This window comes from Vreelandella sp. H-I2, from assembly GCF_052959335.1.
Genome location: NZ_JBRAMC010000001.1, coordinates 87,748 through 101,751, shown reverse-complemented (window position 1 = coordinate 101,751; position 14,004 = coordinate 87,748). Strand labels below are relative to the sequence as shown.

Here is a 14,004-nt window from a genome sequence, read left to right as displayed (position 1 = left end):
ATGGCTTGGCTGCAGATATCGGTTAGGTTAGAAGTTTATCGCTTCCAAGGATTAGCATATGGATTTCTACGATATCGACTCACTCCAAGCTCACATCAGCAAAACGATGGCGTTCTATCACCCTCGGGCCATCGATTCCAAGGGTGGCTTCTTTCATTATCTGCGTGACGATGGCGAGATCTATAACCGAAGCCACCGCCATCTGGTTTCCAGCGCTCGCTATGTCTTTACCTATGCCCGCTATGCCGAGCACTTCAATCGTCCTGAGTATCTAGACTGGGCGCGACATGGCCTAACATTTATCGAACGCTTCCATTTCCAGCCCGACTATCATGGCTACGCTTGGACGCTTGACGGAAAGAGCGTCGAGGACGACACCAACCACTGCTATGGCTTGGCGTTTGTGCTACTGGCCTATGCGACGGCACTTAAGGCTGGCATAGAAGAGGCGCGTGAAGGCCTGTATCGCGTGTACGAACTCCAGACGAGCCGCTTCTGGGAAGCGCAGTGGCAGCGCTATGCTGACGAGGCGGATCGAGACTGGCAGGTGTCGGCCTATCGTGGCCAGAATGCCAATATGCATAGTTGCGAAGCGCTAATTGCCGCTTACGATGCGACGGGCGACCAAGTATTTTTTGAGCGTGCGCTACAGCTTGCTAGAGCCTTTTGCCTAGATTCCGTGCAGCACGACGCAGCAAGTGCCAATAAGCCCGAGCAGGGAGGCTGGATCTGGGAGCATTATGATCGACAGTGGCGGCGAGACATGGATTATAACCGCGACAATCCTCGCCACCTATTCCGCCCCTGGGGCTATCAGGTGGGCCATCAGACCGAGTGGGCCAAACTGCTGTTGATGTTGGAGCGTCGAGCGCCAGATACTTGGCTACTGCCCACCGCCAGCCGACTCTTTCTTACCAGTGTAGAGGCCGGATGGGATCCCGAGCACGGTGGGTTGGTGTATGGCCTGGATCTAACAGGGAACATATTCGACGCGGATAAGTATTTCTGGGTTCAGGCCGAGAGCCTAGCCTGCGCAGCAATGCTCGGCCAGCGCACAGGTGAACCGAAATTCTGGCAGTGGTATGAGCGGCTATGGGTATTTAGCTGGTCGCATATGATCGATCACCACCACGGTGCCTGGTATCGCATTCTGACTCCGGATAATCGACGTTATTCCGATGAGAAGAGCCCAGCGGGGAAAGTTGACTACCATACCATGGGAGCTTGCTACGACGTCATCACGACCTTGCGGAATGTTTCAAGTCTGTAATAACCACGCAATATTATCCATTACTAGGTAACCCTGCGTTTGTAGTGAATGGGATATGGTTATCTCTGGTCGTCTCTTGTACGGCCGACAATATACTAACAACATCGGAGATACGCTCTATGCGTTCATTCATACCATTCCCTTCGTTTCATAAGACACTGCTCGGCCTGGCCGTTGTTACCGCTATGTCTGCAACTCAGGCACAGGCAGGTAAAGTTGAAGTGTTGCACTGGTGGACTTCCGGCGGTGAAGCTGAGGCCGTCGGCGTGTTGAAGGATCTCGTCGAGGCGGAAGGCCACACTTGGGAGGATTTTGCGGTGGCTGGCGGTGCAGGCGATAGCGCCATGACGGTACTCAAGTCACGCGCAATGTCGGGCAACCCGCCGTCGGCAGCGCAGATTAATGGACCATCCATCCAGGAGTGGGGCGAGCTGGGCCTGCTTGGTAATCTTGATGAAGTGGCTGAGCAAGGCGGCTGGGATGAATTGTTGCCGGATGTCGTTGCCGACATGATGAGTTACGAGGGTAATTACGTGGCAGTCCCGGCCAACGTGCACCGGGTCAACTGGTTATGGGCTAATCCTGAGGTGTTCGCCGATGCTGGTGTAGAGGTTCCCACCACTTGGGATGAGATGTTTGAAGTCGGTGAGCAGTTGCGTGAAGCGGGCTATGTTCCACTTGCTCATGGCGGTCAGCCCTGGCAGGACGCGACCATTTTCGAAAGCGTGGTGCTCAGCTTGGGAGGCAGTGACTTTTACCGTCAAGCATTCGTCGAACTCGATGCCGAGGCAATCCAGAGCGACACCATGATCGAGGCGCTCGAGACCTTCAAGCAGCTCCGTGAGCTGATGGATGATGGCATGTCAGGGCGTGACTGGAACATCGCTACGTCCATGGTCATCAATGGGGATGCGGCCATGCAATTGATGGGGGACTGGGCCAAGGGTGAGTTCACCGCGGCCGGAATGACCGCCGGGGAAGATTACCTCTGCGTAGCAGCACCAGGCACTGAAGATGCCTTTACGTTCAACATCGATAGCTTTGCGATGTTCCGAGTCACTGAGCCAGACGTCCAGGAAGCACAGCAAACACTCGCTCGCCTGATGCTTGAACCTGAGTTTCAGGAGACCTTCAATAAGGTGAAGGGGTCCATTCCTGCGCGGCCTGATCTGGACATGAGCGAGTTCGATAGCTGCGCCCAGCAGTCGCTCAGTGACTTCCAGCGTACCGCTGAAGAGGGTGGTCTAGTGCCCAGCTTGGCCCACAATATGGCAGTCCGTTCCGACATCCAGGGGGCTATCTTTGATGTCGTGACTAACTACTTCAACGACGAGGAGATGCCGGCGGAAGAAGCCGCTGAGCGTCTGGTCAACGCGGCTGAAGCAGCCTCGTTCTAACGTTTATTCGCAACGATTACAGGCGATGACAGGCGCCGCCGCGTCGGCGGCGCCACCGCTTTCTGGCGAGGACGTTTCTCCATGAAAAACACTGCAACTCCTCCGCGCGTTGGGCATGCCGCCCCGCGTGCGGCGACCTCGGGTGGGCTGCAGGCTTGGTTGCCGCGGCTTGTACTGGCCCCGTCGGTTGCCATTTCGCTGTTCTTTGTTTACGGCTTCATGCTGTGGACGTTCGTGCTCTCGTTAACCAACTCGCGCATGCTGCCCAGCTATGACTTTGTCGGCTTTGGTCAGTATGCCCGGTTGATGCAAAACGAACGCTGGTGGGTGGCATCTACCAACCTGATGATTTTTGGCACGCTGTTCGTGTTGATTTGTCTGGTGATCGGCGCGCTGTTGGCCATGCTGCTTGACCAGAAAATCCGTCAGGAAGGGGCACTGCGGACCATTTACCTCTATCCCATGGCGCTGTCGTTCATCGTTACCGGTGTGGTCTGGAAATGGTTACTTAACCCCAGCTTAGGCATTCAGGCGATGGTTCGCAGTTGGGGCTTTGAATCGTTTCGCTTTGATTGGTTGGTTGACTCGCAAATGGCGGTTTATACCCTGGTGATTGCAGCCGTATGGCAAGCCTCGGGGTTTGTCATGGCGCTGTTTCTAGCAGGGTTGCGGGGCATTGACGATAGTATTGTAAAAGCCGCCCAGTTGGACGGTGCCAGTTTGCCGCGTATTTATTGGCGCGTGGTGATGCCATGCCTACGGCCGGTAGTATTTAGCGCCGTGATGATCCTGGCGCATATCGCGATCAAAAGTTTTGATCTGGTCGTCGCGCTAACCGGCGGTGGGCCAGGCTATGCTACAGATCTCCCCGCTACCTTCATGTATGCATACGCCTTTAACCGCTCGCAAATTGGCCTGGGTTCTGCCAGTGCCATGTTAATGCTGGGCGGTGTATTGGCCATTCTGATTCCTTATCTCTACTCCGAATTAAGGAGCCGCCGGCATGGCTAATGTGATTCGTCGTCAAACGCTAGCTGCGCGCGTCAGTCGACTGGCGGTATACGGCGTGCTGATCCTCGCAGCCTTGTTCTATATTTTACCACTGGTTGTAATGCTGATGACCTCGGTGAAACCGCTGAGCGAAATCAGCGCTGGCACGCTGTTATCGCTACCACATAACCCGACCTTGGCGCCGTGGACAAAAGCCTGGGGTGAAGCCTGCACGGGAATGCGCTGCGATGGGGTAGGGGGTTACTTTTGGAACTCCTTTGCCATCGTCATTCCGGCTGTGCTGATCTCAACTACTATCGGTGCCCTGAACGGCTACGCGCTGACCAAGTGGCGCTTTAAAGGCTCTGAATTAGTTTTCGCACTGATGCTGTTTGGCTGTTTTATTCCTTTCCAGGTGGTGCTGCTGCCGATGGCGCAAACCCTCGGCTGGCTGGGGATTTCCAGTTCCCGCGCCGGTTTGATTCTAGTGCACGTGGTCTTTGGTATCGCCTTTACCACGCTCTTTTTCCGCAACTTCTACGTGGGCATTCCTAACGAGCTGGTATCGGCGGCGAAGTTGGATGGCGCGGGCTTTTTTCGCATCTTCTGGCGCATCCTGCTGCCAGTTTCCGCACCCATCATCGTGGTTTCGGTCATTTGGCAGTTCACTCAAATCTGGAATGACTTCCTGTTTGGTGTGGCGTTTTCAGCCCATAACACCCAGCCGGTCACCGTTGCGCTCAATAACCTGGTGAATACCTCTACCGGCGTTCGCGAATACAACGTGGATATGGCGGCGGCGATGATTGCCGCGCTGCCCACGCTGGTGGTGTACGTGCTGGCGGGAAAATACTTTGTGCGCGGGCTGACAGCAGGCTCGGTTAAAGGTTAGTTATTTTAAAAGCCTAACAAAAATAGGATTTACATTATGGCAGCGTTAGAAATCCACAACGTGCGCAAAGAGTTCGGCAGCGAGCAGGTGCTCAAAGACGTCAGCATCTCAATCGATTCCGGCGAGTTTCTGATTCTGGTCGGCCCTTCAGGCTGCGGCAAGTCGACGTTGATGAACGCCATTGCCGGGTTAGAGCCGGTGACCTCTGGTAACATCTACATTGATGGCGAAGACGTGACCTGGCGTACTCCCGCAGATCGCGATATCGCCATGGTTTTTCAGTCCTACGCGCTCTACCCGAGCATGACCGTGCGCCAGAACATTAGCTTCGGACTGGAAATGCGCAAGGTGCCCAAAGCCGAGCGTGAGCAGGCGGTAGAGCGGGTTGCAGATTTGTTGCAGATTACCCATCTATTGGATCGCAAGCCCGCCCAGCTTTCCGGCGGGCAGCGTCAACGCGTGGCAATGGGGCGGGCGTTGGCGCGGGAGCCCAAGGTTTATCTGTTCGACGAGCCACTTTCTAATCTGGATGCCAAACTGCGCTTGGATATGCGCACCGAAATCAAAAAGCTCCACCAGCGCTTGGGCACTACCATTGTTTACGTGACACACGATCAGGTCGAAGCCATGACCCTGGCCGACTGCATTGCGGTAATGCGCGACGGCCATATTCTTCAGCTCGGCACGCCGGACGAGGTTTACAACAACCCGGTGGATATGTTCGTGGCGGGCTTTATGGGGTCGCCATCAATGAACTTTATTCGCGCTACCCTCGAAGATAACAACGGCGGTTATCAACTGCGGATTGCTACGCCGGGCGAGGATGATTTGGTGCTGCCCTGGCCGCAGGAGCGAATCGCTGCAGAGATGGCTGAACGGCTTAACCAGCCAGTGATTCTTGGCCTACGCCCAGAGCACTTCAGTGAAGAGGATGTGCGTTTATCGGCTCAAGCCGAAGGAACGCTGCTGAGCGCTAATGTGGCGGTGGTAGAACCTACCGGGGCGGATATGCTGTTGCGCCTACCGCTGGGAGAGCAGGAAGTAACCGCCCGCGTCGGGCCTAAATGCGCGGTGGCGGCAGGAGAGCGCTTATCGCTGCGGGTCGATATGGGGCGGGCGATCCTGTTTGATGCCAAGACCGAGCAGCGTATTGCCTAATCACTTGAATAATAGGTATCAGCGTCCCTGCCCACCAATGATGTCAGCGAGCGATCACAAAGTGAGGAAACCTCGTTGACATCATGGAAACTCTTTTCGGAGATGAAACTACATATCTCCAGTAATATACCTTTTAGAACAAGGCCGCCGCTTTTGTTAAAGCAATGTAAAGCCCAATCAAAAAAGGAACCCCCACTGCAAGCCAAGCCAATACACCCGTAATGCCAAAACTTCCTTGGGCGGCTTCTTGAGCGTTGTTGTCTACCCCTGTGTCACGCTGCATTGCACGTTCCTGGACTAATTCTTGCTTCGTCATGTGAAGCGACTCGTCTACCGGTTTGACCAAACGATTACATATCAAACCCACAAGCAGTAAACCTGCCATAATATACAATGTGCGGTCGTAAACTAGCGCTGGCTCAACGCCTGCGGCTAGCTGGGCTTCGCGAATCAGCGTGATAATGATAGGGCCAATCAGACCAGCGGCAGTCCAGGCAGTCAGTAGTCGGCCATGAATAGCACCTACCATTTGTGTACCGAAAATATCGGCGAGGTAAGCTGGCACCGTGGCAAATCCGCCGCCATACATGCTGATAATCAAGCAGATCGAAATGACAAACATGCCTGCCAGCCCCATATGCCCCCAGGTGGGCAGTAGGCAATAGGTGACAATTCCTAACACAAAGAAAACATAGTAGGTATTCTTACGACCAAGCTTGTCTGAAAGGGATGCCCAGAAAAGGCGCCCGACACTGTTGAATAGGCTGATTAATCCCACTAATCCAGCCGCGGCCGCAGCAATCGCTGCTTTCTGAGTAGCGTTCATGGCCGCACCAGTATCCTCTACTCCCAGTAGGGCCGCACCGAAAACATCTTGAAGCATTGGACTTGCCATAGAGATAACCGCAATGCCCGCTGTCACATTCAGAAAGAGAACACACCATATCATCCAAAACTGTTTCGTCTTCCAAGCTTTACTCAGATGCACATGGCCTTGAGTGATCATGGAGTTGGTTGATTGTGATGAAGAGGGTTCCCAACCTTGTGGCTTCCAGCCATTCGGTGGAACGCGAAACCCCATTGCCCCAGCGCTCATGACTAAAAAATAGATAATACCCATGATGATCAGCGTTTGCGCGACGCCGGGATTATTTTCACTTGAGAAAATACCCATCAACCATACGGCTAGCGGTGCCCCCACCATGGCGCCGCCGCCATATCCCATAATGGCAAAGCCGGTTGCCATGCCGCGACGATCTGGAAACCATTTGATCAGGGTAGATACTGGCGTTATATAGCCAAGGCCTTGTCCGATACCTCCAAGGACACCGCACCCCAGGTAAAGCAGCCATAATTGATGTGTCATGACGCCAATGCCACCCAATACCATGCCTCCTCCCCAGCATAGAGCGGCAATTGCGCCTGCTTTTCGAGGGCCCGCATGCTCAAGCCAGCCCCCCCAAAGAGCGGCTGAAATGCCCAGCATCGCAATAAAGATGCCGAAGGTGTAGGTAACATGGCTCACCGCCCAATTACACGATGTAGTGGTGAGAGCTTGTAAAATGCTGATGTTATTACAGGTTGTGGCGATATTTGTGGCAGGAATAAGGTTAGCCATAGGTAGCCAGAAAACAGAAAAACCGTAAGCCATACCGATACACAAATGAATGGCTAAAGCAGCGGTCGGAACCAGCCAACGATTAAAGCTTGGCTTGGCAATCGTATTTTCGCGATCAAAAAAGCCTGCGCGCCGAGTAAGCGCTATGGAGTCACTCATTTTAAACTCTCTAATTGTTGTTTTAGTTTTACTTACTGTTAATTATGAAATGTTATTCATAATTGTAAGCACACTTTTTTAAAGCTCTCGCTGAGCTAATTTAAACTTAGCGCGACTAGTAGCCGAAAGCTATATGAAGTATTGTGCATATTGAGTTTGGAGCTAACGCTTAAAATATAAGTCGTTGAGTTAGATGTACATCTATCGATGAATAGCGTGTGTTTGGAGAATCAACGGGTACCAAGAAAAGCATCGATAAGGTAATGGAAGTGACGATAGAGTCAGCAATCAGCCACTATCCATAAGAGTCGACTTTATGGGTGGGGAAAACCATAACTCAGTGGGTATTGATGCCTGCTAGATGCAAGGTCGCCTCGTGCATAAAACGAATGGTATGGTTGACCGCTTCAATGGACGCATAAGCTGACATACTCAACACGCATCGGTTCGACTGACTCTCGGGAGATCTGGAAACCACGCTTAAACATTATAACGGGCTGTATAACCACCATATCAATCAAAAGTCCTTGCACCACCAGACCCTGGTTGATGCACTGGAGCAGTGGCTGACTGATAGACCCGGATTATGTTGGAAACGTGTAATTAATCATGCAAGTCCATACCGCGTCTGATGAGCGGTGAACGGGATCCGCCTCGGAGTCGCTTCCGAGGCGATGTTTCCTGTGCATGGCGAGATTTCAACTGCGTATAAGCCGCAGCTCGCCATTGAGCGCCTTGATGATCGAGTAGCACATCAGCAACAGTACAATGGAGAAAGGAATCGCAGTCGCGGTTACCCCCGCTTGAAGCGCTGTCAGGCCCCCGCCGATAAGCAACACAATCGCAATGAGGCCCTCGACAATCGCCCAAAACATGCGCTGGGGCCGTGGAGCGTCGATTTTGCCGCCGGCGGTGATGGTATCGATCACCAGAGAACCGGAATCAGAGGAGGTGACGAAGAAAATCAGCGCCAGAATGATACCTAGCGTCGACATCAACCCCGTCAACGGCAGCTCGTTTAACATGCCGAATAGCGACAGCTCGGGTCTATAGTTATCGATCACATACTCTTTAACCAGACTGCCAGCGGGGTCAGCATACAGCTGTTCAAGCGCAGTTGACCCGAAGACGCCCATCCAGATAAAGATAAACAGGCTGGGAACCAGCAACACGCAGAGTACGAATTCACGTACCGTGCGCCCCCGTGATACCCGGGCGATAAACATACCGACGAAAGGTGCCCAACTGACCCACCAAGCCCAATAGAAAATCGTCCAGGCCTGGCGATAGGCGTCATCATCGCGACCGAAGGGCGCCGATAAAGGTAAGAACTCAGTCACATACGTTGTTAGCCCTGACCAGAACCCGGTTAGGGCTATCAGCGTAGGGCCCGCAAACAGCACGAAAAAGAAGAACAATACAGCGAGCACCATATTGATTTCGGAGAGCTTCTTCACACCCCCTTCAAGCCCACGCCAAACGGAGACTAGGGCCACCGCCGTCACCAGCACAATCACAATGACCTGGGTGGTCGTGCTCACTTCCAGCCCAAAGACAAAATTCATCCCTGCATTGGCTTGCTGTGCACCAAGCCCGAGCGATGTGGCCAGCCCAAAGAGGGTGGAAAACACTGCGAGAATATCAATCGCATGTCCCCACCAACCCCAGACACGCTCACCGAGAATGGGGAAAAATGCCGAGCGAATCGAGAAAGGGAGGCCCTTGTTATAGGTGAAAATGCTCAGCCCTAGCGCCATGACGACATACACCGCCCAGCCATGGATGCCCCAATGGAGATAGGTGCCCGCAAGCCCCATCGCGCTGGCCTCTGGAATAGCCGCTGAATTTAGCTCGCCGTTATCGCCGAACGGGGATGTGACATTAAGGGGAAGTGAGACGTTGGCGTGATAAACCGGTTCCAGCACGCCAAAGAACAACAAGCCAATGCCTATGCCCGCGGTGAACAACAGCGCGAACCAAGAAAGGTAACTGTGCTCTGGGCGAGCGTCAGGCCCACCTAGCCTGACCGATCCATGGGGCAGGATGACTAACGCCAAACAAAACAGAATGAAAAAATCCACCAGGATCATGAAATACCAGTCCAGCGTTCCTGTCGAAAAGGCGACGATGGATTGGAAAGTGCTCCCTGCACGTTCTGGAAACAATAGCGTGAGAACGATGAAGAGGGTCGAAGCAAGGGCTGATACAACAAATACGCGGTTATGAATGTCAAAACCGAAGGGACCAAAATTTCCCTTGATATTGTCCTGACCGACGACATAGTCGGTCTGCATGTCGCTAGACACGGAGGACGTCTCGGGGTCGCTGGGGTTGTTCATAAACTACCTCTCATTATTGGAGGATGCCATGTCGGTCTCTAATGATGACGCCAACTAACGTTGAATCCCAACTTACTGCCAGCAGAGATTTTCTAGCGGCAGTGACTCGCTAGCGACAGAAATTCGTCGTTGGCTGATTAGGTTGACGCTGATGAAGTTTTTTATTGTCGATGATCGCGTTCCTGAGGGACCGTCTCTTTGTCGAGTCGCTTGATCTGTCGCCATAGGTCTTGGCGTAAGTCGGCGATCTTGGGTTGCTCATCGAGCGTGAACGGCACCGGGCGGCAGAGGCGTTGGGCGCGCAGGCCCAGACGTGCGCTAAGCAGCCCGGTGGCCAACCCTTGTCCGGCGCGGGCAGAAAGGCGTCCAGCCAAATCAAGCGAAAGCATGTCCATACTGGCGTCGGCGGCCAGTTCACTGGCACCGGCAAACGCCATGTTATGCAGTACATTGCGGAACAGTCGCAGGCGGCTGGCATAGCCCAGTTCAAGACCATAAAGGCGGCATAACCGATCTACCATTGCCAAACTGCGCCATGCCACCAGTGCCATATCCACCAGCGTTAAGGGGCTGATGGCTACCATAATCGCGGTTTCCCCCGACATGCGCGTAATCAAGCGTTGGGCCTCACGGTCTCGCGGCGCTAGGAGGTGGTAACGCAATAGCGTCTGGATTTCTTCACCGCTATGGTGAGGCTGACTGGCGCGCTGAAAGGCCAACCAGTGTGGGTCATCGTCGGCGAGTTTGAGCTGGCGCTTAAGCTGTTCAGCCATCGCGTGGGCCTGCTTAGGCGAGCGCAGTGGCAGCTCGGCAAGGTCACCGCGTAGTTTGTCGTGACGTTTTAGGCGGCGCAAACGTCCTAGCTCTTTGAGTAGTGAAATTCCCCCTAGGCCGATCAGGCTGATCCCGAACAGCTGCCAAGCCATGTTGAGCCACTGTGACTCCGCCAGCGCATCTGGAATGCCGGTGACCAGCTCAGCGGTACCCAATCCGGCACCGCCTATTAGGGCGAATAGTAGTCCCCAACGGCGCTTGCGCGGGGCACCTAAACTGGCAGCGGGTAAGGCTTTGTCTTCTGGAAGGGGCGTCAGCGGCTGGTGCTCGCTGGTGCCCGCAAAGGCTTCGCGATGGCGCAGAGAAGTCTCAGTGTCAGCGGCTTCCTGCTGATCATCCAGCGTAAAATGACGGCGTGGCTGTGGGGTGGTCATGTCAGTTTATCTCCAATCAGCCAGTCGATGGCGGCATCCATGCGAATATGATCCAGCGCTTCCGAGGTGGTTTGCATCGGGCGGAAGCCGGGAAAGTCGAAGCCTTGTTGTTGCCAAAAATCAGCAGTGGGAAGCCGTGCGGGTACATCGCCTGGGTACACCAGCACGTCTTCGCCTTCCAGGGTGGTACCACGTAGCGCTGGTGAACGCTTACCTTCGTGGGTTACCTCGCGGGCTTCGGTGGCACGAATCGATGCTAGAGAGAGCGCTTTAACCGGCACGTTGGCAAAGCGCAGGTCTTTGAGCGGCTCTGCCAGCAGCGCTTCAAGCAGCTGAACCACGTTGCCATGCTGGTCGGGGGTGACGTGATCGGCTTTGGTGGCAGCAATCGCAAGGCGATCAATTTTGGGCGCGAACAGGCGGGTCAGCAGGCTGCGTTTGCCGTAATCGAAGCTGTGCATCAGCTGGCGCAGTGCACGGGAAAGATCTTCAAAACGCTCCGGCCCGGCATTCAGTGCCCCGAGCACATCTACCAGTACGATCTGTCGGTCAAAGCGACGGAAGTGATCGCGATAGAAGGGCTTGACCACTTGCTGTTGGTAATAGCGAAAGCGGGCGGCCAGGGTGGCGTAAAGGCTGTTGGCAGGCAGTGCTTCCAGCGCTTCTTTCGAGGTGCTGTGGTGAGAGCCATTCAGCTGTGGCAGCGGGAAAAACTGCAGCACCGGTGCGCCTTCCAGCTCGCCGGGTAGCAAAAAACGCCCTGGCTGTAGGTCGGAAAAACCGGCTTGCTTGGCGCGTCGCAATCCTTGCGCGTAATCTTCAGCCAGGGTGGCGAGCTGGGCTTCATCGGCCTCGCCCGCGGGGTCGAGTGGTTCCACCGCCGCTAACCACTCGCTAAACAGACCTCGGCGTTGTTCGCCTTCATGGAGCGCCTGGGCTTGGCTCCAGCTGTAAAAGTCGTGCTGTAGCAGGGGTAAATCGAGCAGCCATTCGCCGGGGTAATCGAACAAATCGAGGGTAAGGTGGGCAATTTCAGGCGTTAGCCAGCCGCTGCGGGCAGGGCGATAGCGTAGCTGCAAGCGTAGTTCGCTAATGCCGCGGGTAGGTTCCGGCCAGCGTGGCGGGGTATCGCGTAGGGCGGCCATGCCGGGGTCGTAGGGAAAGCGTGGCACACCCAGGTCGGGCTGGTTAAGGCGCTGGGCGCCAAGTAGGCGGCCTTCACGCGCGGCAGGCAGTAAGTCGAGGCGCGCTTCAACGCCTGCATGGCGTAGCTGGTTGACCAGTGAGGTTAAAAAAGCGGTTTTACCTGCTTGAGAAAGGCCGGTTACCGCTAAGCGCAATTGGCGATCCCGTCCCCTCTCTAACAAATTGCTCAGTTCGCGACTTAACGGCTGGCGCATCCTATCGATCCCTCTGTGTTTCCGGTCCCAGTCTTTAAAGCGATAAGGGCAGAATGAACATCACTGGCGTAACATTAATATTAGTTGCGAAAGGACCGGTAGCATGGCAATCAAAAACCCTACCCCCGCCAATATATAGCCAGGCCAGCGACGCGCCATCTTTTGCGCCAGGGTAAGGCCAACCAAGCACACCACCATACCGATTAAATTAAAAGCCAGTGTCGCCGCCTCTAACCATTGTTGTGGGTCCATCGGATCTCCTGAGCGCTTGTGAATGAACGCATATTAACAAAGCATTGATGAACCGAAGGTTAACCGCGGCTGAGGGTAGTGCCTAGCAAGTGCTGAGCACCGGGTACGAGCCACACGGGATCCAAACGCGTATTGGCAGCTTCTACGCAGATAAAGTGGCGCGCTGCGTCTGCCGGTGTGTCTTTGGGCAATACGCTGTCAGGGTGCCATACCACCGTGGAATCACTGGACTGCTTACCGATGCGCAGGCTGCGCTCCCCATCGCTGAGTAGTACCGCTTCATTGGTGTGGTAAATACGGTCAATAGCGCCTTGGACTGCCAGCGTGCCTTGCTGTTCGCTTTCCGCAAAATCGCGTAGTTTGTCGAGATAACGCGCGCCGGAAAGACCTTCCAGGCGGCACTGATGAATATCGGCAACGGCTAAGTAGGTGTGCAGCGCTCCGCTGGTTTTGACCGGCGTTTCGCCGATGTTTTCGCTAATCAACTCTACGTTTAACCGCTGGGCGTTGGCTTGTATCACCAAGCGTGCAGTCAGCTGAGTGTGTAGGCGCTGCTCGGGGGAAAGGTGGACTTCAATTCCTTCGGCATGCTCATCAACAGCGTCCAGGCGCCATTCGGCGTGGCGGGCGACGCCATGAAAGGGACCATCGCGGTTGGGGCTTTCATCGGCATAACGTTCGTCGGCAAACCACGGCCAGCAAAGGGGGATACCTCCACGAATAGCGCCTGGCATCGCCTGGGGCGTTGGGGTCAGCCAGAGCCAGTCAGTATCGCCTTGGGGGCAAAAATGCAGTACTTGAGCGCCTTGCAGGCTGATCGCCAATTCGCCCCAAGGCATGTTGAAAAGCACGACATCACGGCCTTCCCACTTGGCCGTTTGTTGACCGTCAGTGCTTTTAAGCAATTGTTTGAGCGAGTCGGGGATCATGAATTTTCCTTTAAGAGTTGCCAAGCATCGATGCCGGTAGGCGCCGAACAGTAGCGCTGTGTGCTATGGTAGAACAAGCACGACTGGTAGGTAAAACACGTGACTAAAAACCCTAATTTAAATAGTAAGGAGACTATATGGGCTTTATTGCATGGTTAATCATTGGTGGCTTGGCTGGTTGGATTGCTGGCAACATCATGCGTGGCGGCGGTTTTGGCATCCTGGGTAATATCGGTGTCGGTATCGTTGGTGCGGTCGTGGGTGGTTTTTTGTTCAGCCTTCTTGGCCTTTCTTCCGGTGGCTTTATCGGTTCGCTAGTCACTGCGACAGTGGGTGCTGTGGTGCTCTTGTGGGTGATTAGTAAGGTTAAAAAAGCCTAGCTGTTTAGCCGC

Annotated in this window: 12 protein-coding genes and 1 pseudogene; 7 read left to right on the top strand and 6 right to left on the bottom strand. The window is 54.5% G+C overall.

The window, feature by feature from the left end:
• The first annotated feature begins 58 nt into the window (after positions 1–58).
• The 5 genes from ACUVOF_RS00480 (at position 59) to ACUVOF_RS00460 (ending at position 5,707) form a co-directional block, all read left to right on the top strand.
• Complete coding sequence (locus ACUVOF_RS00480) at positions 59–1,270, top strand: AGE family epimerase/isomerase (protein ID WP_447042494.1); 1,212 nt, start codon at positions 59–61, stop codon at positions 1,268–1,270.
• 119 nt (positions 1,271–1,389) lie between these two features.
• Positions 1,390–2,667, top strand: a complete 1,278-nt coding sequence (locus tag ACUVOF_RS00475; RefSeq protein WP_447042493.1) for an ABC transporter substrate-binding protein — start codon at positions 1,390–1,392, stop codon at positions 2,665–2,667.
• A gap of 81 nt (positions 2,668–2,748) precedes the next feature.
• Complete coding sequence (locus tag ACUVOF_RS00470) at positions 2,749–3,678, top strand: carbohydrate ABC transporter permease (RefSeq protein ID WP_447042492.1); 930 nt, start codon at positions 2,749–2,751, stop codon at positions 3,676–3,678.
• A complete protein-coding gene (locus tag ACUVOF_RS00465) occupies positions 3,671–4,549 on the top strand; it encodes a carbohydrate ABC transporter permease (protein WP_447042491.1) in 879 nt (292 codons plus the stop codon). The genes ACUVOF_RS00470 and ACUVOF_RS00465 overlap by 8 nt, the downstream gene beginning before the upstream one ends.
• Positions 4,550–4,585: 36 nt before the next feature.
• Positions 4,586–5,707 (top strand): ABC transporter ATP-binding protein, encoded by a 1,122-nt coding sequence (locus ACUVOF_RS00460; protein ID WP_447042490.1) that lies wholly within the window; start codon positions 4,586–4,588, stop codon positions 5,705–5,707.
• Positions 5,708–5,840: 133 nt separating this feature from the next.
• Here ACUVOF_RS00460 and ACUVOF_RS00455 read toward each other — a convergent pair whose 3' ends face one another.
• Positions 5,841–7,484, bottom strand: coding sequence for an L-lactate MFS transporter (locus ACUVOF_RS00455; RefSeq protein WP_447042489.1), 1,644 nt, complete (start codon positions 7,482–7,484; stop codon positions 5,841–5,843).
• A gap of 382 nt (positions 7,485–7,866) precedes the next feature.
• On the opposite strand from ACUVOF_RS00455, the pseudogene ACUVOF_RS00450 reads away from it, so the two are divergent.
• Positions 7,867–8,116: pseudogene (locus ACUVOF_RS00450) on the top strand (IS481 family transposase); the annotation flags it as partial.
• Between the two features lie 66 nt (positions 8,117–8,182).
• On the opposite strand, the gene ACUVOF_RS00445 reads toward ACUVOF_RS00450, so the two are convergent.
• The 5 genes from ACUVOF_RS00445 to ACUVOF_RS00425 form a co-directional block, all read right to left on the bottom strand.
• Entirely contained in the window at positions 8,183–9,823 is a 1,641-nt protein-coding gene (locus ACUVOF_RS00445; RefSeq protein WP_447042488.1) for a BCCT family transporter, read from the bottom strand.
• A gap of 161 nt (positions 9,824–9,984) precedes the next feature.
• The gene (locus ACUVOF_RS00440) at positions 9,985–11,031 is read right to left on the bottom strand and encodes a YcjF family protein (protein ID WP_447042487.1); all 1,047 of its coding nucleotides are present in this window, start codon (positions 11,029–11,031) and stop codon (positions 9,985–9,987) included.
• The gene (locus tag ACUVOF_RS00435) at positions 11,028–12,431 is read right to left on the bottom strand and encodes a YcjX family protein (protein WP_447042486.1); all 1,404 of its coding nucleotides are present in this window, start codon (positions 12,429–12,431) and stop codon (positions 11,028–11,030) included. Before ACUVOF_RS00435 ends, ACUVOF_RS00440 begins: the two co-directional genes overlap by 4 nt.
• A 60-nt stretch (positions 12,432–12,491) precedes the next feature.
• The gene (locus tag ACUVOF_RS00430) at positions 12,492–12,683 is read right to left on the bottom strand and encodes a hypothetical protein (RefSeq protein WP_113270384.1); all 192 of its coding nucleotides are present in this window, start codon (positions 12,681–12,683) and stop codon (positions 12,492–12,494) included.
• Between the two features lie 59 nt (positions 12,684–12,742).
• Positions 12,743–13,612, bottom strand: coding sequence for a D-hexose-6-phosphate mutarotase (locus ACUVOF_RS00425; protein WP_447042485.1), 870 nt, complete (start codon positions 13,610–13,612; stop codon positions 12,743–12,745).
• Between the two features lie 137 nt (positions 13,613–13,749).
• Between ACUVOF_RS00425 and ACUVOF_RS00420 the strand changes: the two genes are divergently transcribed.
• Positions 13,750–13,992: a GlsB/YeaQ/YmgE family stress response membrane protein gene (locus tag ACUVOF_RS00420; RefSeq protein WP_035555944.1), complete on the top strand. Its 243-nt coding sequence runs from the start codon at positions 13,750–13,752 to the stop codon at positions 13,990–13,992.
• The last annotated feature ends 12 nt before the right edge of the window (positions 13,993–14,004 follow it).